The sequence below is a fragment of the Flavobacterium sp. Flavsp81 genome, assembly GCF_059491325.1.
In genome coordinates, this window is sequence record NZ_CP168505.1 from 1,607,076 (window position 1) to 1,627,650 (window position 20,575).

The following is a 20,575-nucleotide window of genomic DNA, read 5'->3' on the forward strand; positions in this document are numbered from 1 at the left end:
GTATTACAAAAATTGAAGCTGTTTTAAAAAACAGCTTTTTTTATATTATTTTTACAAAAACCGAAACAATCCAATACTCGTAAATTAAGGATATATCCTAAAACATTTAAGCCAAAATTGAGATCATTTTATAATACATTTTTTTTCATTTTAGTTTTATTAAGTTCAATAAAACAATACGCGCAACATCAGTCCAAGATGGAAGTGGCAGTAAATCCTGAGCTTAAAACACTGAATGTAAAACAGGATATTACTTTTTATAATACTTCAAATGATTCTTTGTCTTCGATTGTTCTAAACGACTGGAATAATGCTTTTTCGAATAAAAACACTCCCTTAGCCAAACGATTTTCGGATGAATTTTACAAAGGTTTTCATCTGGCTAAACCTGAAGAACGCGGAAGTACTGTTATACTTGCGTTAACAGATGCGCAGGGTGTGGATTTTGAATGGGAAAGAACTAATGAAGATCCGGATTTTATTGTAGTTAAACTGAATAAAAAATTACTTCCAAATCAAAAAATTGAATTACATATCACCTATATTGCTAAAATCCCGAGTGACAAATTCACCCGCTATGGCTATACTCAAACTGGCGGAATGAATTTGAAAAACTGGTTTCTGAATCCTGCTCGTTTTGAAAATCATGATTTTGTGAAATACCATAATCTTAATCTCGATGACATTGCAAATGCAGTGACGGACTATGAATTAGAAATCAAAATTCCCAATCAATATACGCTTACAACAGATCTGAATTCGGTTACAAAAGATTCTTCCAACCCTTCATTCAGTAATTATCACTTTTCCGGAAGCAACAGGACTGATTTTAATTTATTCATTGAAAAACAAAATACTTTCAATAGTTATACCCGTAGTACAGTTGAGGTTCTTTCAAATTTAAAAAACAAAAAAGTTGATGATATACAAAAAGCCATCATCATTGACAGGGTTATCAGTTTTACAAATGATTTTATTGGAAAATTTCCCCATGAAAAAATTATTGTTTCCCAGACAGATTATGACCGAAATCCTTTTTATGGTCTTAATCAGCTGCCTTCGTTTATAAGTCCGTTTTCTGATGAATTTATTTTCGAGATTACTTTTTTAAAAACATATCTGAATAATTATTTAAAAAGCAGTCTGCGCCTCGACCCAAGAAAAGACAACTGGATTTATGATGGAATTCAAATTTACACCATGATGAAATACATGGACGAACACCATCCGGACCAAAAGATGTTAGGAAGGCTTTCGAGCATGAAACTTTTTAAAAGCTATAATATCACTAACCTGACTTTTAACGAGCAATACAGTTATTATTATATGTTAATGGCCCGAAAAAACCTGGACCAGCCAATTGGAAATCCAAAAAACACATTAATAAAATTTAATGAGCAAATTGCCAGTAAATACAGGGCCGGTTTAAGTTTGAGTTATTTAGACGATTATTTAAACAACGGTAATGTACTTAAAAGTGTTCAGGAATTTTATGAATTGAATAAAAATAATCAAGCGAATAGATTGGATTTTGAAAAAATACTAATTCAAAACAGTCCAAAAAATATCGATTGGTTTTTTAAAACGATTATTGATTCCAGAGAAATTATAGATTATAAATTTTCGGATATGTCCCGAACTAAAGACAGTATCCAATTTTCAATAAGAAATAGAACAGGAAATTATGTCCCAATTCCGGTTTATGGACTCAAAAAAAATAATGTCGTATTTAAACAATGGATTGAACCAAAAAACAATGATTCGATTTACTTTTTCGAAAGAAAAAATGCCGATAAAATAGTCTTAAATTATGATAACGAAGTTCCCGAATATAATTTAAGAAATAACTGGAAATCGTTGAAAAGTGTAGCGATAACAAATCGTCCGATAAAATTTAATTTCGCTAAAGACTTAGAAGACCCGTACTACAATCAGATTTTGTATATTCCTACGCTCACTTATAACTTATATGACGGTTTTACGCCGGGAATACGTTTTCATAATAAAACGATATTAGACAAGCCTTTTACATTTGATATTAATCCTGCTTATTCACTTAATGCCGGGACAATATCAGGTTCATCTGCTTTTTCATTAAACCAAAATTACAGGAACAGTACACTTTATAATGTAAGGTATTCTATCAGTCAAAATTATTTTCATTACGCACCGGATGCCACATATTTCAGACTGAATCCTATGGTGCAGCTGCGGATCAGAGAAGAAAATTTCAGGGATAACCGAAAACAGCTTATTATGCTGCGCCAGGTGATTGTAAATCGTGAAGCAAGCGAATATATAACAGATAATTCAAGCCCTAATTATTCTGTTTTTAATGTCCGCTACATGAATACAAAAACCGAATTGATTAATCATTTTAGTTTTATGACAGATGTACAATTTTCCGGGAATTTTGGAAAATTGTCCGGAGAAATTGAGTACAGAAGGCTATTTGAAAACAATCGGAAGCTAAATTTAAGGCTCTACGCTGGAAGTTTTTTATACAACAAATCGAATTCAGATTATTTTAGTTTTGCTTTAAATCGTCCAACGGATTATTTATTTGATTATAATTTTTACGGAAGATCTGAAAGCACCGGTCTTTTTAGTCAGCAGTACGTCATGGCCGAGGGAGGATTTAAATCTAAACTGGAACCGCAATTTGCTAATCGATGGATGACCACTTTAAACGCCAGTTATTCAATCTGGAACTGGATTGAAGCTTATGGTGATGTAGGATTTATGAAAAGCAGGCAACAAAAAGAACGTTTTGTTTATGATAGTGGTATCCGGTTAAATCTTGTTCCTGACTATTTTGAACTCTATTTTCCGGTTTATTCTAACAATGGGTGGGAAATTTCTCAAAACAAATACAACGAAAAAATAAGATTTGTAATAACATTGTCACCCAAAACATTAATCAATCTTTTTACCCGAAAATGGTTTTAATTAATCAAATTTTAAACAAAAACATAAGTTATTATTAGCGTATCATTATTTTTATTACAAATTAATCAAAAAATATACGTAGTTTTTAGAATTTAAGTGTAAATAATTAAATTATATTTATTTTAATGAATTATGATTATTGATAGATTTTGAGTAATTTCGCACTCTAAACATGACCCTTCCAGATTATGATTAAAGAAAAAAGCAATACTACATTAACCTTCGAAGATTTCAAAACTGAAGTGTTGAATGACTACAAAATTGCAGCTACCAGTCGGGAATGCAGCCTTTTAGGACGTAAGGAAGTATTGACAGGAAAAGCCAAATTTGGAATATTTGGTGACGGTAAAGAAGTTCCGCAGCTTGCTATGGCAAAAGCTTTCAAAAACGGTGATTTTCGTTCAGGATACTACCGTGATCAGACTTTTATGATGGCTATTGGTGAATTTACCCCTAAACAATTTTTTGCCGGTCTTTACGGTCATACCGATATAGATTATGACCCGATGTCTGCCGGAAGACAAATGGGCGGACATTTTGTAACGCACAGTCTAAACGAAGACGGTTCCTGGAAAGACTTAACAAAGCAAAAGAATTCAAGCGCAGATATATCGCCAACAGCAGGGCAAATGCCCAGATTATTGGGATTGGCCCAGGCTTCAAAAATTTACAGAAATGTTGATGGTATCACAATCAAAGACAAATTTTCAGTAAACGGAAATGAAATCGCGTGGGGAACTATTGGAAATGCAAGTACATCCGAAGGTTTATTTTTTGAAACCATAAATGCTGCCGGAGTTTTACAAGTTCCAATGGTAATGAGCGTTTGGGATGATGAATACGGAATTTCGGTTCATGCCAAACATCAGACTACCAAAGAAAATATATCTGAAATATTAAAAGGGTATCAACGTGATGAAGATGCAGATGGGTATGAAATTTTCAGGGTAAAAGGCTGGGATTATGCCGAGTTGGTTTCTACTTATGAAAAAGCTGCAGCAATAGCACGCGAACAGCATGTTCCGGTTTTGATTCATGTAAACGAATTAACACAACCTCAGGGGCATTCTACTTCAGGCTCACACGAACGTTATAAAAACGGAGAAAGACTGGCCTGGGAAAAAAATTACGATTGCATCCGCCAGATGCGTTTATGGATGATTGCCATTAATATAGCATCTCCCGAAGAATTGGAGGAGATTGATTCTCAGATAAAAAAGGAAGTTCTTGAAGCCAAAAAAGAAGCATGGAATTTATTCATCAATCCTATAATAGAAGATCAAAAAAATCTTTTGGCTTTATTGCAGGAAATTTCAAATGCCAGCATCAATCATAAAGATAAAATTCAGAAATATATCTCTGAATTAAATGCTATAAAAGCTCCTTTAAAAAAGGAAATGCTCGTTATAGCCCGAAAAATTTTACGCTTTATTGAAATACCAAACAGTAAAAAGTTATTATCAAACTGGATTACTGATTATATTGCAGATACACAAAAAAAATTCAGCAGCAATTTATACTCTGAGTCAGAGAAAAATGTATTTTCAGTACAAAAAGTGCTTCCTGAATACGCCGATAATGCCAGGCCGGATCTAGATGGCCGAATGATTTTGCGTGATAACTTTGATGCTTTGTTTGCCAAATATCCTGAAGTATTGATTTTTGGTGAAGATGTCGGAAACATTGGCGATGTAAACCAGGGATTAGAAGGCATGCAGGAAAAATACGGTGAGCTTCGGGTTGCTGATGTCGGAATTAGAGAAGCTACCATTATTGGTCAGGGAATTGGAATGGCACTGAGAGGTTTACGCCCAATTGCCGAAATTCAGTATTTGGATTACTTATTATATGCTATTCAGATCATGAGCGATGATTTGGCTACTTTGCAATACAGAACAGTTGGAAAACAAAAAGCACCATTAATTATCAGAACCCGTGGACACCGTTTAGAAGGTATCTGGCACTCTGGTTCTCCAATGGGAATGATTATCAACGCTATTCGCGGAATCCACGTTTTGGTTCCCAGAAACATGACACAGGCCGCAGGTTTTTACAATACACTTTTAGAATGTGATGAGCCTGCTTTGGTAATTGAATGCTTAAATGGATACCGTTTAAAAGAAAAAACGCCTCTTAATTTTGGTGAATTCAAAACGCCAATCGGAGTGGTTGAAACTATCAGAGAAGGTGCTGATATTACTTTAGTTTCTTACGGATCAACTTTAAGATTGGTAGAGCAAGCTGCAAACGAGCTATTCGAATTAGGAATTGACTGCGAAATAATTGATATTCAGTCTTTACTTCCGTTTGACATCAATAAGGATATTGTAAAAAGTATCATTAAAACAAATCGTCTTTTAGTAATTGACGAAGATGTTCCCGGTGGAGCTTCAGCATATATTTTACAGCAAATTCTCGAAGAACAGGATGCCTATAAATATTTAGATAGTAAACCACATACATTAGCCGCAAAAGCACACAGAGCAGCTTACGGAACTGATGGCGATTATTTTTCTAAACCTTCTGCCGAAGATATTTTCGAAAAGGTTTACGATATGATGAGTGAAACAAATCCGGCTAAATTCCCAGATTTATACTAAGAATTTAGTTCGATTTCAGATATAAAAAAGCTCCAAATCTTAATTGATTTTGGAGCTTTTTCGATTATTTAGATATAACAAATTAGCGTTAATATTTGTTAGAAGCTATTCCCGCTATCTGTTGCAATCTTTTCTGCCGAACTCCGTCACAAAAGGATTTCCACGTCTATCGGGGCTAGGACTTTACGTATTTCAAAAACTATTAACGTCAAAATACACAAGAAATTCATACAGTACACTTGCTCTCTGGATGTGATTTCTCCTCTGTCGAAATGACAAAAATGCGGTTAAAGGGTTACGAAATCCGTTTTCATCCGCGTTTTCGCTTTAGCGAATCCGTAAAATCCGTGTACCATTTCGCAATTTATTTCAAAGCCAGAATATCCCTCGCCTTTTCCAAATCTTCAGCCGTATCAATCCCGATTCCAACATGAGTTGTTTCGACCATTTTAATGCGTTTTCCGAATTCCAGATAACGAAGCTGTTCCAGTTTTTCAGAAGCTTCCAATGATTTCATCGGCAGGCTGTAAAAATCTAACAACGCCTGTTTTCTAAAAGCATAAATTCCGATGTGCTGAAAATAACGAACACCAGCATTTTTATCTCTCGGATATGGAATCACAGAACGGGAGAAATACAATGCAAACTGCGATTGATCTACAACCACTTTTACATTATTCGGATTATTGATTTCATCTTCATCGGTGATTTCACGCATTAATGAAGCCAAATCAACTTTATGATCCGGATCATTCTTAAAAACCGATAAAACCTGTTCCAACGGTCCGGCTTCTGTAAAAGGCTCGTCACCTTGTACGTTTACTACGATATCAACATCCAGATCGGCTACAGCTTCAGCAATTCGGTCACTTCCGGATTCGTGTTCTTTGATACTCATAATGGCTTTTCCGCCATTAGAAACAATCTCATTAAAGATCAAATCCGAATCGGTTACCACAAATACATCATCAAATAATTTAGTAGCAACTGAGGCCTCATAAGTTCTTAAAATTACAGTCTTCCCTCCCAAATCCTGCATTAATTTAGCAGGGAAACGTGTTGATGCATATCGCGCCGGAATTACAGCTATTACTTTCATTCTAATATTTTTAAATTTATTTTCTCTGTGAAAATATTTGCGAATCTCTGTGGTAAAATTATAACACAAAGCTGCACAAAGATTTTCAGAGATTCACAAAGGTTTTTACATAATTTTTACTGACGTCATACTCAAAGAACCTGCCAGTAATTTATCATTAAACAAGTTCAATTCTTCCGACTTTTCTTTTAGACCTAAAGTATAAAGCAACGGCAAATAATGATCAGGGGTTGGAATCGCCAATTGAACTGCTTTACCCATTCTCTCAAAATCCATTAAAGGCTGGAAATTCCCATCCAATAAGTAATTATTAATGATTTCCCTTGCTTCAATTGCCCAGTCAAATCCGTAATTATCTTTATCAAAATTCCTAAAATCAACCAAACGCAAATTGTGAACGATGTTTCCACTTCCAATAATCAGAACTCCTTTATGTCGCAAGGATTGTAATTTCTGAGCCAACTCAAAATGATACTGGCCAGACTTGGTATAATCAATACTCAACTGAATTACAGGAACGTTGGCATCCGGATACAAATGTTTGATAACACTCCAAGCTCCGTGATCTAAACCCCAGTGTTCATCTAAATCTACAGCAACTGGTTCTAATATTTTCTTTGTTTCCATAGCCAGTTCAGGACTTCCTTTTGCAGGATACTGAACATCAAAAAGTGCTTGTGGAAAACCGCCAAAATCATGAATAGTCCTTGGCATCTGCATCGAAGTTACTTTAGTTCCGTTCGTAAACCAATGTGCTGAAATACACAAAATAGCATTTGGCTCTGGCAGGGTTTTAGCCAAATCACGAAAACCAGCCACAAACTGATTTTCTTCAATAGCATTCATCGGACTTCCGTGTCCTAAAAACAGAACCGGCATTTTATCAGTATTCGAAAACGTCGATGAAATCGAATGTAAGTCGTTTAGTGTTGTCATTACTGTATAATATTAAACACAATTTCACAGGTTTTTACTAATGCAAATCTCAAAAAAAATTCGTGCTAATTCGTGAAATTAGTGTTTTTATTCCTCAAAACTCTCGTCTTTAAATCCTATCAAATATAACTTATTTTTAGCACGTGTCATTGCCGTATATAACCATCTGATATAATCCCTATCGATTCCGTTCGGTAAATATGGCTGCTCTATAAAAACGGTATTCCACTGCCCTCCCTGTGATTTATGACAGGTTATGGCATAGGAAAATTTGACCTGAAGGCCATTAAAATATTCATTGTTTTTTACCTTTTGAAATTTCTTGTATTTCGTGGTTTCATCTTCATAATCTTTCATTACTTCTTCATACAAACGATTTGATTCTTCATATGTAAGTGATGGAGATTCACTTTTAATCGTATCCAACAGTAAAACTGTTTCAAAAGGTTTTTGGTCCGGATAATCGACCATTCTGATTTTTACATTCGCAAAAGTAAATCCGTATAATTCTTTGATTCCGAACATTTCCAGAACTTCGATAATATCTCCGTTGGCAATAAATCCGGCTTCATCCGTTTCTTTCAGCCAGAAATAATTATTCTTAACTACCATCAGGAAATCCCCAACAGAAAGTTCACTTTCTTTAAACAAAATCCTGGTTCGGATTTGCTCGTTATACTGATTTGCTCTTTTGTTAGAACGCACAATAAAAGCTGTATCTTCAATACTATAGTTACTGTAAGCCGTATTTATCGCATCCTGAATATCGTATCCATCTGTAAGTCTGACGATATCCTTAAATTTTTTCACATCGAATTTAAATTCCGTAATGAACGATTCTTTCAGCAATTCACGTAATTCAGTTGCATTATATAAAATCCCCGAATTTTCTTCCTGACGCATTACTTCATCCAGTTCAATATGCTCGATTTCTTTATCATAATGAATGCCTAAAGTCTGAATATCAAGTGCCGGGCTAATGTCTAAATTTACGGGAGGCAGCTGAGCCGTATCTCCCAAAAGGATCATTTTGCAATTGGTTCCGGAATATACGTATGAAATCAAATCGTCTAACAACGATCCATTATCATACAATTTTGAATCTGAATTACTGTCTGAAATCATCGAAGCCTCATCGACGATAAAAATGGTATTTTTATGTTTGTTGACTTGTCTGGTAAAAGCAATACCTCCACCGGATGATTTTTTAGGAAAATATATTTTTTTATGAATCGTAAAAGCCGGTGTATTGGAGTAATTAGCAATCACTTTTGCAGCACGCCCGGTTGGTGCCAGCAAAACAAACTTCTTATTGATATCGCCCAGATTGTTTACTATTGTCGAAATCACTGTTGTTTTTCCCGTTCCGGCATACCCTTTCAGCACAAAAATGGTGTCATTTGCAGGTTCAGTCAAAAAAATAGCGATTTTTTGAAAAAATATATCCTGTTTATAGGTTGGAGCAAAAGGAAATCTTTTTTGTAAAACGCCGTAAAACAGTGATGAATTCATAGGGTAAAATTGAAGTACAAAGAACGATATTTTAAATGGCAATTTCAATGTCAATATCAAAAATCAATTAAAATGGCAATGGTAAAAAACAATTAAAATGGCAATAATAACATTCAATTTAAATAATTAAACTTGAGAAATGTCAAATGAACTATAATTGAAAACATACATAAGGGGATTATTTTTTTGAAATTGAAATTGATTTTTGAAATTGATTTCCGCCATTGTACCTGACTTTTTATATTGCCATTGATTTTTGAAATTGACTTTTGCCATTGAAATTGTTATTTATTTTATTTGTAAGTTTGTAGTTGTCATAAATTCTTTCTTGATACTAAACAGGTAACGAATTGTAAATTAAAATATGTCATTGCAAAATACTAATATCACTTCAAAAAAATACAAAAAACTCTCTATTCAGGTTTCATTGACCGGATTATCATTTTGTTGTTTTGATACTTTAAATAACACCATAACTTCCCTGAAAGAAATTCATTTTGAAACTTTTCATAAAGCAACCAAAATTGAAGAATTATTTGGGGATGCTTTCAACAACAATCCTGAATTAAAAGATACTTACGACGAAATTTTAGTGATTCACAACAATAACCTTTCTACTTTTGTACCAACGGCTTTGTTTGATGAAAATTACCTTGGCAGCTATTTGCAGTACAATACCAAAGTTTTTGAAACTGATTTTTTTGCTTACGACCAGATTTCGAATTATCAAATGAATGCCGTTTATATTCCCTATGTCAATATTAATAATTTTTTTATTGATCAATTTGGTGCGTTTGATTATAAACATGCCAACAGTATTTTAGTGGAAAAAATCTTAGATGCTTCCAGAAATAATGACGAAAAGAAAATGGTTGTTAATTTTAATTTCGGGCACTTTGAAGTTATCGTGGTACAAAATCAAAAGCTATTATTATTCAATTCATTTGAATATCAGACTCCTGAAGATTTCATTTATTATTTACTTTTTACTGCCGAACAATTGAGTTTAAATCCGGAAAGCTTTCAACTCGAATTATTGGGTACTATTGACAAAAACGATCCGTTTTATGCGATTGCGTATAAATATATTCGTAATATCTCATTTTTGGATGTAAGCTCTTTACAACAAAAAAACAGCTTTTCAACTGCTCAGAATCAAAAACATTATATCTTATTTCAATCATGAGAATCATTTCAGGAAAATATAAAGGACGCCGCATTTTTCCACCAAAAAACCTTCCTGTAAGACCGACTACTGATATGAGTAAGGAAGCATTATTTAATGTTCTGAATAATCATTTTAGTTTTGATGGCTTAAAGATTTTAGATTTATTTTCAGGAACCGGTAATATTAGTTTTGAATTCGCTTCCCGCGGAAGCGCACCAATAACCTCTGTAGATGGTGATTTTGGCTGTGTAAAATTTATCAAACAAGTTGCATCAGAATATGATTTTGATATTGCAGCAACTAAAAGTGACGTTTTCAAGTTTCTGGAAAACTGTAAAACATCCTACGACATTATTTTTGCCGATCCACCATATGGATTGGATCAGGCTTCTTTCGAAAAAATTGCTTTAACTATTTTTGAAAGAGATCTACTGAATGAAGAAGGAATGATGATTATTGAGCACTCCAAATATACCAAAATGGAACATTTGAGTAATTTCTCCTTTCAGAAAAACTACGGAGGCTCATTCTTTAGTTTCTTTGAATTAAATTCAACTGACGAAGATGAAGAATTAACCGATTCATCAAACAAAGCTACTGAAGAAGACGAAGGCTGATTTATCATTTCTTTTTAAAAAACTTTAATTTTTAAATTACATTATGCTCAAAAAAACATTTTTTGCTTTTGTCTTTCTTTTAGTTTTAAATTCATGCGTGGTCCAACAAAAAAGTTTATCAATAAATGATTGGTATGCTTTTACAAAAACCAGTACTGAAAGGCTCGATCCTTCAAAAGCCTATGCATTTTCTGATGGGATGATCAGAATGTATGGAGAAAGCAATGGTTATTTAATGACTAAAAAAAGCTATAAAAATTTTGAACTTAGTTTAGAATTCAGATGGAATACAGAAGAGAAGTTTAAAACAAACAGCAAGAAAAACAGCGGGGTCATGTACAATATACCCGCAGATTCACCCGATAAGATCTGGCCAAAAGGAATCCAGTTTCAAATCAAAGAAAATACTACCGGAGATTTTATCTTTTTAGATCAGGTAACCGCAAAAGTAAATGGAAAACTCGTTGAAGCCGGCGCAAGCGTAATATCTCCAAAGTTTAACAGTAATGAGAAACCTTATGGCGAATGGAATTCTATTATTATCAAATCCTTCAACGGAAAAATCACTCAATATCTAAACGGAAAATTGATAAACGAATGTGTGGAAGCTTCCTCTACAGAAGGTAAAATTTCTTTGAATTATGAAGGCTCACCTATTGACTTCAGAAACATTGCAATAAAAAACATTTCGAAAGAGTAAGACAAATTTCAAATATTCATTCGATCCACTAAGCATCTCTTTTAAGAATAACATTCTTAAAAGCTGGGTTTGATTTGCATTGTGCCAAATATTTAACCCCTTGCTTCAATTTTAACATCCGTGTAGATTTACCCTGCAAATGATATAAGTTTAAACCACAATTCTATAACATATAGAAGGCATTAACATTATATATTTGACGAAACATTAAAATCAAAAAAATCATGAACCTAAAAAGACTTTTCGGAGGATTACTTACCCTTCTCGGAATAATAGGCCTTATTTACACTGCAGTTATATTTGCAGGTACTTCAGGCGAAACAAGAGACGTTAAATCGTTGATTATTTACGGTATACTAGGAATTATATTTTTCATGTCGGGTATAAGCCTGGTTCGTACTACAAAAGACGAATCGTAAATATTATAAAAGGCTGTACTTTTCATAAACAGAATTATTCTTCGTTAACCCGAAATATGGTTAGCGAAGCAGTTTCTGTTTTATATTTTCTTAATCAGTTAGTTGTCATTTTGTGGCAAAAATTGATAGATAATATGAGTTCAATTCAAACAAAAAAAATCCGCACAAATCCGCATCTTCGTTTTAGCGAATTAGTTTAATCCGCGTCCTGTCAAGCACAATGTTATCAATCTTCCGCAACAGGCTCCAGATTCAATTCCGTAAAATCATGTTCCGTTTTCGAGATTACAATCGTTGCTACAGTATTTCCAATTAAATTGGTTATTGCTCTGGCTTCACTCATAAATTTATCAACTCCCAATAAAAAAGCCAAACCTTCGACCGGAATTTTATGCAGCGCTGTCAATGTTGATGCCAAAACTATAAAACCGCTTCCGGTAACTCCTGCCGCACCTTTTGACGTAACCATTAAAATACCAATTACTGTCAGAATTTCGAAAAAACTTAAATGCACATTGTATAATTGTGCGAGGAAAATAACTGACATTGACAAGTAAATCGAAGTTCCATCCAAATTAAAAGAATACCCGGTCGGAATCACTAAACCCACAACCGACTTACTGCAGCCCATTTGTTCTAATTTGACCATAATACTTGGCAGCGCCGCTTCAGAAGAAGATGTCCCGAGAACCAGTAAGAGTTCTTCTTTTATATATTTTAGAATCGAAAGCATATTGATTTTATAATAACGCAGAATGCTTCCTAAAATTAAAAAAACAAAAAGTGCCATAGTCAGATAAACACACAGCATCAATTTACCAAGCGGAATCAAAGTCTCCAATCCAAACTTACCAATCGTGAATGCCATACCTCCAAAAGCACCTAATGGCGCGAGATACATTACATATTTCAATCCGAGGAAAACTACTTTCGAAAAGCGTTCCAAAACCAAAATCGTCTGCTGCCGTCTCTTATAAAAATTCAGTAGAATACCACAAACAATTGCGGCTAATAAAACCTGTAAAGTAAAATTTGACAGAAAAAACTGCAGCCACGAAAAGTGCTCCGCAGCTCCTTTTGTATATTGACTTGCATCTCCCAAAGTCAGTCCGGATTTATCAATTTTTCCGGGTTGAAAAAAATAGGCAACTCCTACTCCAATTGCCAGCGCCACCGTCGAAACCACCTCAAAATATCCTAAAGCTTTTACGCCGATGCGGCCCACTTTTTTCAGGTCCCCCATTCCGGAAATTCCCAAAACAATCGTCAGGAATATAATTGGGCCGATAAATAATTTGATAATATCAACAAATTTCTTCCCTAAAATCTCCATTTTTACACCATTCGCCGGTGAAAAATGCCCAAGCAGGATTCCGGCAATAATGGCAATCAAAACCCAAAAAGTAAGATTGGTAATGATAGTATAAAAAACACCTTTTTTAGGCTTGGAAATAGTTTTTGGAGTACTTATATTCATGAAAAATAGTTAGGAATTTTCACAAATATATAAAAAAAGCAGACCTGTAAGCCGGATTCTGTTCTTGTCTGGTTCCAAAAAACGAGACAATACCTTATCATTTATCTAGATCACGCATTACTGCGTGACTCAAGCTACCTACCCTTCAGCAACGGACGAGAAGCCCTTAAATGCTGATATACTTGGTATTTCACCGCATAGAGTTTACCTGGTTTCACTACAGCATTACCTGTACATACTTTCTGTTGCACTTGTCCTTGTCTCGTCCGTAAAAACGAGACCGACGGGTGTTACCCGCTATGCTTCTCTGTGGTGTCCGGACTTTCCTCCCTCTCGTCCCAAAGACGAGACGACGATAAGGCGGTCTGCATGGCAAATTTAGTTCTTTTATGGGTATTTTACAGTCATAATAAGTTTACTTTAACACTGCTTTTGCAACGGCTTAATTTTAAAATGGTTATCTTTAAAATCCTAATTTTAAATTCATTTATTATGGCTAAAATGTATCACTACGCAACGGTCTCAAAAGCTTTAGATCAGCTGAATGAAAAAGGATTTACATGCGACTTCAATCGAAACGCAGACATGATAAAAAAAAATCCTGAAAAATTTGAAATTGTACATGTGTATCGATACGAAGGCGAATCAGATCCGGGCGATGAGGCTGTCGTTTACGGGATCAAATCCACAACAGGCAAAAAAGGGGTTTATGTAGCAGGATTTTCGGCAGATTCAGATTCCGAAACCGCACAAATGTTACTCGACTTAAGCATAAGAGGCAGGTGATTTTTCAGGAGCTGTTCCTGCTATCCGCTGTATCTTTTATGATCTCGTTCCAAAAAACGAAACCATAAAAGGATGCCACTCCCATCAGGGCTAAGGCTTTAGGTTTCACAAGAAATTATGTTTTTCACAAAGTAACCCCAATCTAAGTCATTGCAAGGAACGAAGCGATCACACTACTAAAAACAAAAAATTGATTCAGCAAACGAGATTGCCTCGTTCCTCGCAATGACATAAAAAAAGTCCATCATAAAATGACAGACTTTTAAACAACTCGCAACTAAATTACGCCGTTGGTATTTTCAATTTCCAACCAGGCTGAATCAGGTCAGGGTTTTTAATAATATCTTTATTCGCTTCAAAAATAGCCTGCCATGAAACGCCATGTGCTTTTCCTATTTTCGATAATGAATCTCCATTTTTAACGGTGTAATCTTTTGTAGAACCTTCAGCAACGGCGATATTCATCACTATATCAGCCGATCTGAACTCAGGATCAATTTTGCCGTAAGCATTCCAAATCTTTTCCTTGTCTTCTGCAGATTTAGCTGTTCCATCAATATACAACACATTATCCTGCTCTCTAACCTGTAAATTCGATATACCTAAATTAGCCGCTAAATCTGTTAACTCTTTGTATTTATCCCGTAAACTCATAACCTCTTATTTTTTAATAGTTAACTTGTTATCGACTCTTTTAGGTTTCAATTCCTGCACGCTTTGAATTAAAAACTGCAATTGGCTTCCTTTAATTTCCCCTGAAAGAGTAACCACACCACCTACAACAGTTGCACTCACTCCATCATAATCTTTTATTATTTTGCCCACCGATTTATCTAAATCACTATCAGAATTAATTATAACAGCTGCAGCAGCAGGTTCTTCATTAGGCTCCGGAATCTGACAGTTATTCACTACCGATTTTACTCCTTTAACCGCTTTAACAGAACGCTCAATATTTTTTTTAAAAGCCTCATCATCGCAAGTTCCTACAATAGTAGCAACACCTTCATGTACTGTAACATGTACTTCCGGAGTATCACCTAATTTTGTATTAATTTCTTTTTCGATATCCTCATCTTTAGGTGCACAAGCCACTAAAGAAACAACAAGCCCTATTCCCAACAAAACTGATTTAATTTTCATAATGCTATTTTTAATTAATTAACCATTTTAAAATTAAGGCAATTAATTATCAACCATTTATATAATAATGTTAGAAGATTTATATTTTTTCCAGTAAGAATAGAAAGTATACCAAAAGAAATTGTGGTTTTATAATACTGTAATTTCACTTTCAGATTAAACCATAAAAAATTGTAGTTTAGAAATTTCAGGACTTTCTGAAAAGTTCTTTAAAACGTTAACTATATTCCAAACTTTACAATCAAAGGTTTATGATCGCTATACATTTTCCAATCTTCATAACTTCCTATTTCAACGCTTTCCAAAACTTCAATAAAATCATTTGAAGCAAAACAATAATCAAGATGATACGGTTTATTTTCATGGCGATACAAAAACAATGTCGGATGCATTTCTTTTCCCTGTTCCTGATTATAGAATTTATGATAGACACTAAATATATTTTTCTCCGCTAATTTGGCGACAACTGTAGAATGATTACCAGCTCTTCTTGGTCTGTCCCAAATCGTATTGCTGTTAAAATCTCCAATCAAAATTGTTCTATTACCTGAAAGCAGTTTTTCATAATAATTAATTGCCTTCCAAACTTGGGTCACATATTGTCCATCTTTATCCTGAGGGTTATTTGCCCAGACGGCGAACAAAATAAAATTTACTTTGCCTTTTGTAACAGAAATTGGTAATACATTTTTAAAATCGGGATTATGGCAATCCAAAAGTTCAAACCTGTAATCGCTATATGAAAAAACACCAAGACCTTTATTTTGGTTTGTGCCATACCAAAGCATATCGGTTGGCAGTGGAACATCTTTGGCAAACTTAAGTTTTTCGATATTTTCACATTCCGGAATTATAAGAATATCTGGTTGATGGACCAAAATACAGGCAGCTTTTTTTCTGAAAGCCATATTACAATTCCAGGTAATGATTTTCATATCTGTGTACTTTTATGCTATTTTTTTGTTCAATTGAAATAAAATATAAGAACCGTTTTCATTCCTGTCTCTGGTTTTCTCAATAAATCCTAATTTTTTATAAAATTCAATAGCGTCAATATTTTTCTCCAGACATTTTAATGCTACGGGGAATTTTGTTTTCTCTGTTGCAGCTTTCAAAAGCGCTTTTCCTATTCCTTGTTTATGATAGGATTCATCAATATACAAATGGTGAATAAAGCTGTCCCGCATCCAAACAGAAATAAATCCGATTACTTTTTCATCATGTAATGCCGTTAGAATATATTCTCCTTTGGTTTGGGTATCAAAATCTAACAAATCAAATGTTGCCGGATCTGCCCAGACAAAAGCGCTCTGACGAACTTTTAGGAATAACTCACGTAATGAATTTAAATCTCTTTTTCTGAATTCAATGATTTTGAATAATTTGGCATCCATAATTTAATTTTTTTCCTAACCAAAGCAATTATTAGTTTAATCAGTCTAAACGTTATTCTTTGTTCATTTTTTTTTAAAATCAGGAATAGTCAACAGATTATATTTCCTTCTAAAATTAATCTTTTTTTCATTAGAAATAATAAAACCAAAACGTGAATTCCTTAGAAAATAAACTTCAATTTATCTAATTCTTTTAATGACAAATAACAAAACTTACAGTTGTTCAAACAGTTGAAATCTTTCAATTTTTAAATTTTCAAATCATTAAATTATACTCTATATTTGCTATCGATTAATAAAAGAACATGGAACAATTTGTAGTATCGGCCCGTAAATATCGCCCGCAAACCTTTAAGGATGTTGTAGGTCAGAAAGCCATTACCAACACTTTGCTGAACGCCATAGAAAGCAACCATCTTGCTTCTGCCCTTTTATTTACAGGACCGCGTGGTGTTGGAAAAACTACCTGCGCACGTATTCTGGCCCGAAAAATAAATCAGCCCGGATATGATGATCCCAACGAAGATTTCGCTTTTAACGTTTTTGAGTTAGATGCAGCATCCAATAACTCGGTTGATGATATTCGCAGCCTGATTGATCAGGTTCGAATCCCTCCGCAAACCGGGCAATACAAAGTTTATATTATTGACGAGGTTCATATGTTATCTTCGGCAGCTTTTAATGCTTTTTTGAAAACATTGGAAGAACCGCCAAAACATGCTATTTTTATCTTAGCTACAACAGAAAAGCACAAGATTATTCCAACGATTTTATCCCGTTGCCAAATTTTCGATTTCAAAAGAATTACAGTAAAAGATGCCAAAGAACATTTGGCTGAAGTTGCAGCAAGTCAGGGAATCAATTTTGAAGATGATGCTTTGCACATTATTGCTCAAAAAGCTGATGGTGCCATGCGTGATGCCTTATCGATTTTTGACCGTGTGGTTTCCTACTGCGGAACTAACTTAACACGTCAGGCCGTAACCGAAAATTTAAACGTTTTAGATTACGAAACCTATATTTCGATTACCGATTTACTTTTACAAAATAAAATTCCGGATCTTTTATTAGCATACAACGATATTCTTTCAAAGGGGTTTGACGGACATCACTTTATTGCCGGTCTGGCTTCACATTTCAGGGATTTATTAGTGAGCAAAACTCCTGCAACTTTAAGTTTGCTCGAAGTTGGTGAACAGGCACAACAAATGTATGGAATACAAGCGCAAAAATGTTCTCAGGACTTTTTACTGAAAGGAATTGACATTGCAAATGATTGCGATTTAAAATACAAATTAAGTCAGAATCAACGTCTTTTAGTCGAATTATGTTTAATGCAACTGGCCTCTATCAACTTTGATGGAGAAAAAAAAAAGTTGAGCAATTCATAATTCCACCCACTTACTTTAAAAATGGCGGATATTCTATAGTTGAAGTTCAACAGCCAAAAACTCAAATTTCAAATGCGAATTCGCAAATTCCAAATTCTGAAGTTGTATATACTGAAACAAAAGTTAACAACAATGTCAACGAAAGTAACGATGGCAACACATATACTGCAACTGCTGAAATTCCAAAATCTGAAGAAACTGTTGTAAATTCTTCTGTAACTCCAAAACCGGAAGTTAATAATGAACCAAAAGTTTCTGCCTTTTCTTTATCAAGCATTCGCAAGAAAAAAGAACTGGAAGCAAGCAGTAAATCATACGTAAAGCCTTCTTCTGTTCTGCCAACCGAAGAATTTACGGAGACTGATATGTTATTGCACTGGAACAAATATGCCCAGCGTTTGGGTGAAAAAGGTTTCAAAATCATGGAATCGTTATTATTAATCAACGATCCAACCTTAAACGGAACTACCATTACTTTAGAGTTGCCTAATGAAGGGTCCAAACTGGATTTTGAAAGTCAGGTTCACGGGCTTTTAGGGCATTTGAAAGGACATTTACACAATCACGACATCACAATTGAAGTTGTAGTAAATGAAGCTATTGAAAGCAAACGTAGTTTTAATGATCAGGATAGATACAATCGGTTATTAGAAATAAATCCGAATATTGAACTTTTACGTTCTACATTTGGATTGGATTTACATACTTAAGATTGATTTACTTTTAGATGTAATTTAAACGAATATCAAGCTAAGTCCATTCGGTTTCGTTCAGGATAAACTCAGTCGAAGCCTTTTCAGGTAAAAAGCCTTTCCATCTGAGATAAAACTTGAATTGATGAAAAATGGATTTCATTACAAACTCAGAATAATTTAATCTTTTGAAGCAAAAACTCTCTCAATTCTTTTATCCGGAATAAGCCATAACAAAGCTACCGCCAGATAAGCAGCTCCTGAAATCCATTCATTATAAAAAGAGAAAATAATTCCCAGAATATATAAAATTGTAGAAGCTATTCCTTTAAAGTCTTTCCCAATTGCTTTTGCCAATATTGAATTTTCTCCTTCATTGATAATAATAATTCTCTGCAAAATAAAATACGCTATTGAAGAGAACACCAGTACAACTCCATATAAAGTCATTGAAGCTTTTGCAAAATTATGTTCTCCCATCCAGCCTGTAGCTACTGGAACCAGTGAAAGCCAAAAAAGCAAATGTAGATTTGCCCAAAGGATTTTCCCATTGACTTTACTCATTCCGTGGATCAAATAATGGTGATTGTTCCAGTAAATTCCAATATAAATAAAACTCAGGACATAACTTAAAAATTTAGGAAACAAAGGTTTCAAATCTACAAAGTCAACACCATGCGGCACTTTAATTTCTAAAACCATAATGGTGATTATAATGGCTAAAACGCCGTCACTAAAGGCTTCAAGTCTTGTTTTATTCATTTTAAAAATTTATATTTTACCGTAATACATTGCTTTTACAATTCCGTCAGAAAGTCCAATTTTAGGAACATAAATTTGTCTGGCCCCACTCCATTTCATTGCATTTAGATAAATTCTTGTTGCATGGATAATTACGTCGGCACGATCTGAGTTCAAACCCAATTCAGCAATTCGCTGTTCGTAAGTCAGGGAGTTTAAAAATGCATATTGTGAACTGATATAAATGTATGAAAGCGGTTTTTCCTGCTGTTTTCCGGACATTTTAAACAATTTATTAATATTTCCTCCGGAACCAATCAACGTTACCTCTTCGTAGTCTTTAGTATTGGTTTTAATCCATTTTTCAATTTCATCCCAGACAACATCATGCACCATGTCGTTCAGCAAGCGAACTGTTCCTGCTTTAAAAGATCTGGAAGTAATCATTTTATCATTAGAAAATAAAGTAAACTCCGTGCTTCCTCCACCCACATCAACAAAAAGATAAGTTTGATCCGTTTTAAGCAAATGATGCAAATCAGTCGAAGCAATAATGGCTGCTTCTTTTTTACCATCTATAATTTCGATATTTATATCTGCCTTTTTCTTTATCAATTCTACAACTTCTTTCCCATTATATGCCTCACGCATTGCCGAAGTTGCAAAAGCCATATAACGTTCTACTTTATGTACTTTCATCAAAAGATTGAATGCTGTCATGGCATCCACCATTCGATCTATGTTTTCTTCTGAGATTTCACCCACCGTAAAGGCATCCTGACCTAAACGAATTGGTACACGAACAAGCGAACTTTTATTAAATTGAGGCTCTTTTCCTTCTTGTTCTACAACATTCGATATCAATAGCCTCATGGCGTTTGAACCAATATCTATTGCTGCATATTTTTTTATTTTAATCATGCTCACTTATGATTTGAAATTTGTAGGTTT

Annotated in this window: 19 protein-coding genes and 1 other RNA gene; 8 read left to right on the forward strand and 12 right to left on the reverse strand. The window is 34.3% G+C overall.

The annotated features are described in order from the left end of the window. The first annotated feature begins 198 nt into the window (after positions 1-198). Together ACEN92_RS06465 and ACEN92_RS06470 are read left to right on the forward strand one after the other, a co-directional pair. Complete coding sequence (locus ACEN92_RS06465; RefSeq protein WP_495641552.1) at positions 199-2,949, forward strand: gluzincin family metallopeptidase; 2,751 nt, start codon at positions 199-201, stop codon at positions 2,947-2,949. A gap of 188 nt (positions 2,950-3,137) precedes the next feature. Next, on the forward strand, positions 3,138-5,549 hold the full coding sequence (locus ACEN92_RS06470) for an alpha-ketoacid dehydrogenase subunit alpha/beta (protein WP_495641553.1): 2,412 nt from the start codon (positions 3,138-3,140) through the stop codon (positions 5,547-5,549). Between the two features lie 364 nt (positions 5,550-5,913). On the opposite strand, the gene kdsB is transcribed toward ACEN92_RS06470, so the two are convergent. The 3 genes from kdsB to ACEN92_RS06485 all read right to left on the reverse strand — a co-directional run bounded on the left by kdsB (position 5,914) and on the right by ACEN92_RS06485 (position 9,096). Further along, a complete protein-coding gene (gene kdsB / locus ACEN92_RS06475; RefSeq protein WP_495641554.1) occupies positions 5,914-6,648 on the reverse strand; it encodes a 3-deoxy-manno-octulosonate cytidylyltransferase in 735 nt (244 codons plus the stop codon). Positions 6,649-6,753: 105 nt separating this feature from the next. Beyond that, entirely contained in the window at positions 6,754-7,584 is an 831-nt protein-coding gene (gene ygiD / locus ACEN92_RS06480; RefSeq protein ID WP_495641555.1) for a 4,5-DOPA-extradiol-dioxygenase, read from the reverse strand. Between the two features lie 87 nt (positions 7,585-7,671). Beyond that, positions 7,672-9,096 carry an ATP-dependent DNA helicase gene (locus ACEN92_RS06485; protein ID WP_495641556.1) on the reverse strand — a complete coding sequence of 475 codons (1,425 nt, stop codon included), beginning with the start codon at positions 9,094-9,096 and terminating at the stop codon, positions 7,672-7,674. Between the two features lie 364 nt (positions 9,097-9,460). On the opposite strand from ACEN92_RS06485, the gene ACEN92_RS06490 reads away from it, so the two are divergent. The 3 genes from ACEN92_RS06490 to ACEN92_RS06500 all read left to right on the forward strand — a co-directional run bounded on the left by ACEN92_RS06490 (position 9,461) and on the right by ACEN92_RS06500 (position 11,581). Beyond that, on the forward strand, positions 9,461-10,282 hold the full coding sequence (locus ACEN92_RS06490; RefSeq protein WP_495641557.1) for a DUF3822 family protein: 822 nt from the start codon (positions 9,461-9,463) through the stop codon (positions 10,280-10,282). Further along, positions 10,279-10,881 carry an RsmD family RNA methyltransferase gene (locus ACEN92_RS06495; RefSeq protein ID WP_495641558.1) on the forward strand — a complete coding sequence of 201 codons (603 nt, stop codon included), beginning with the start codon at positions 10,279-10,281 and terminating at the stop codon, positions 10,879-10,881. Before ACEN92_RS06490 ends, ACEN92_RS06495 begins: the two co-directional genes overlap by 4 nt. A gap of 97 nt (positions 10,882-10,978) precedes the next feature. Next, on the forward strand, positions 10,979-11,581 hold the full coding sequence (locus ACEN92_RS06500) for a 3-keto-disaccharide hydrolase (RefSeq protein WP_495641559.1): 603 nt from the start codon (positions 10,979-10,981) through the stop codon (positions 11,579-11,581). 645 nt (positions 11,582-12,226) lie between these two features. Here ACEN92_RS06500 and ACEN92_RS06505 read toward each other — a convergent pair. Together ACEN92_RS06505 and rnpB are read right to left on the reverse strand one after the other, a co-directional pair. Then, entirely contained in the window at positions 12,227-13,477 is a 1,251-nt protein-coding gene (locus tag ACEN92_RS06505; protein WP_495641560.1) for a cation:dicarboxylate symporter family transporter, read from the reverse strand. Between the two features lie 31 nt (positions 13,478-13,508). After that, positions 13,509-13,849: RNase P RNA component class A (rnpB, locus tag ACEN92_RS06510), an RNA gene on the reverse strand. A gap of 120 nt (positions 13,850-13,969) precedes the next feature. Here rnpB and ACEN92_RS06515 point away from each other — a divergent pair. Then, positions 13,970-14,263, forward strand: coding sequence for an SH3 domain-containing protein (locus ACEN92_RS06515; protein ID WP_495641561.1), 294 nt, complete (start codon positions 13,970-13,972; stop codon positions 14,261-14,263). Between the two features lie 282 nt (positions 14,264-14,545). Here the strand turns inward: ACEN92_RS06515 and ACEN92_RS06520 are convergent, their stop codons facing one another. The 4 genes from ACEN92_RS06520 to ACEN92_RS06535 all read right to left on the reverse strand — a co-directional run bounded on the left by ACEN92_RS06520 (position 14,546) and on the right by ACEN92_RS06535 (position 16,800). After that, the gene (locus ACEN92_RS06520) at positions 14,546-14,917 is read right to left on the reverse strand and encodes a LysM peptidoglycan-binding domain-containing protein (RefSeq protein WP_495641562.1); all 372 of its coding nucleotides are present in this window, start codon (positions 14,915-14,917) and stop codon (positions 14,546-14,548) included. Positions 14,918-14,923: 6 nt separating this feature from the next. After that, the gene (locus ACEN92_RS06525; RefSeq protein ID WP_495641563.1) at positions 14,924-15,406 is read right to left on the reverse strand and encodes a BON domain-containing protein; all 483 of its coding nucleotides are present in this window, start codon (positions 15,404-15,406) and stop codon (positions 14,924-14,926) included. A 221-nt stretch (positions 15,407-15,627) separates the two neighbouring features. Continuing rightward, positions 15,628-16,341: an exonuclease/endonuclease/phosphatase family protein gene (locus ACEN92_RS06530; protein WP_495641564.1), complete on the reverse strand. Its 714-nt coding sequence runs from the start codon at positions 16,339-16,341 to the stop codon at positions 15,628-15,630. Between the two features lie 12 nt (positions 16,342-16,353). Continuing rightward, a complete protein-coding gene (locus tag ACEN92_RS06535) occupies positions 16,354-16,800 on the reverse strand; it encodes a GNAT family N-acetyltransferase (RefSeq protein WP_495641565.1) in 447 nt (148 codons plus the stop codon). Positions 16,801-17,105: 305 nt separating this feature from the next. On the opposite strand from ACEN92_RS06535, the gene dnaX reads away from it, so the two are divergent. Beyond that, on the forward strand, positions 17,106-18,191 hold the full coding sequence (gene dnaX, locus ACEN92_RS06540; protein WP_495641566.1) for a DNA polymerase III subunit gamma/tau: 1,086 nt from the start codon (positions 17,106-17,108) through the stop codon (positions 18,189-18,191). 61 nt (positions 18,192-18,252) lie between these two features. Here the strand turns inward: dnaX and ACEN92_RS06545 are convergent, their stop codons facing one another. Further along, positions 18,253-18,615, reverse strand: coding sequence for a hypothetical protein (locus tag ACEN92_RS06545; protein WP_495641567.1), 363 nt, complete (start codon positions 18,613-18,615; stop codon positions 18,253-18,255). On the opposite strand from ACEN92_RS06545, the gene ACEN92_RS06550 reads away from it, so the two are divergent. Then, on the forward strand, positions 18,614-18,901 hold the full coding sequence (locus tag ACEN92_RS06550) for a DUF8439 domain-containing protein (protein WP_495641568.1): 288 nt from the start codon (positions 18,614-18,616) through the stop codon (positions 18,899-18,901). The genes ACEN92_RS06545 and ACEN92_RS06550 overlap by 2 nt on opposite strands. Positions 18,902-19,063: 162 nt before the next feature. On the opposite strand, the gene ACEN92_RS06555 is transcribed toward ACEN92_RS06550, so the two are convergent. After that, a complete protein-coding gene (locus ACEN92_RS06555) occupies positions 19,064-19,645 on the reverse strand; it encodes a TMEM175 family protein (RefSeq protein ID WP_495641569.1) in 582 nt (193 codons plus the stop codon). Between the two features lie 9 nt (positions 19,646-19,654). Continuing rightward, the gene (locus tag ACEN92_RS06560; RefSeq protein WP_495641570.1) at positions 19,655-20,545 is read right to left on the reverse strand and encodes a Ppx/GppA phosphatase family protein; all 891 of its coding nucleotides are present in this window, start codon (positions 20,543-20,545) and stop codon (positions 19,655-19,657) included. Positions 20,546-20,575: the final 30 nt, after the last annotated feature.